The organism is Curtobacterium sp. B18 (genome assembly GCF_000333375.1).
Lineage (GTDB): Bacteria > Actinomycetota > Actinomycetes > Actinomycetales > Microbacteriaceae > Curtobacterium.
In genome coordinates this window covers 1-955 of the sequence record NZ_BACZ01000529.1, presented here as the reverse complement: position 1 = coordinate 955, position 955 = coordinate 1, and the positions used below count along the sequence as shown (strand labels likewise).

Sequence of the window (955 nt, the reverse complement as noted above, 5' to 3'; positions counted from 1 at the left end):
GTCGGCTCCCTCCGCCCGCCGGCGACGGTTCCGGTCGATTCCCGAGTCGCACACACCGCGCGCTCGGGCTGCCCGGCGTGTCGCTCGGCGGGCGGACATCATCCGTTCGACGTATTGACCCGAGCGTCCCGATCACGTGGGATGGACTCGGATGAACGCGCGCGGGGAGAACGTGGACGACCGGGCCGTCGGGGGCGACGGCCCCGTTCGGCGAACCCGGATCACGCTGGCGCTCGCGGGGGCCGCCGCACTCGTCGCCACCCTGCTGACGCTCGCCAGCGCGCCCGCCACCGCCGTGACCGACACCCCTCGGGCCACACCGGACACCGACCCGACGACCTCGTCGCTCGCGCTGTCGACCCCGGGACCGACGACGACCCCGACACCGACGCCGGATCCGCAGGGCCACCTGACCCCGGCCCCGCCCGGCACCTCGCCGAGCCGACCCCCGGTCCGCCCGTCGATCGACGACCCCGGCGACATCACGACCGGGACCGTGCGGTTCAGCGGGTCGGGCACACCGGGGCACACCCTGCGCGTGACCGGACCAGCCGCCACCGGGTCGACCGGCTGCACCGCCGCCGTCGGCGACGACGGCTCCTGGGCGTGCCTCGCGACCGTCCGCAGCGGACCGCAGCAGGTCTTCACGGTCTCCGACGAGAGCTTCCCCGGGCTCGGCTCGGCGCGCACCCCGGCGTCCGACGTCGTCGTCCCGCCCGTTGTCACCTCGTCGCGCACCACGAACGGCCCGGTGAGCGGGACGGGCCACGCCGGCTCGACGGTCACGCTCTCGGTGTCCGGGTCGTCGGCGGACCGCACCGCCACGGTCGGCGCGGACGGCCGGTGGACCATCGTCCTCGGGGGCGCCGACGCCCGGCTCAACGTCACGGCCACGCAGACGGGGAGCACGGCCGACGGGTACCGCTCGGACCTCCGCAGTGCGGCCTCGGCCCCG

Annotated in this window: 1 pseudogene; it reads left to right on the top strand. The window is 76.2% G+C overall.

Going from position 1 to position 955, the window contains the following annotated elements:
* Positions 1 to 151: 151 nt before the first annotated feature.
* Positions 152 to 955: pseudogene (locus tag I5E_RS14060) on the top strand (hypothetical protein); the annotation flags it as partial.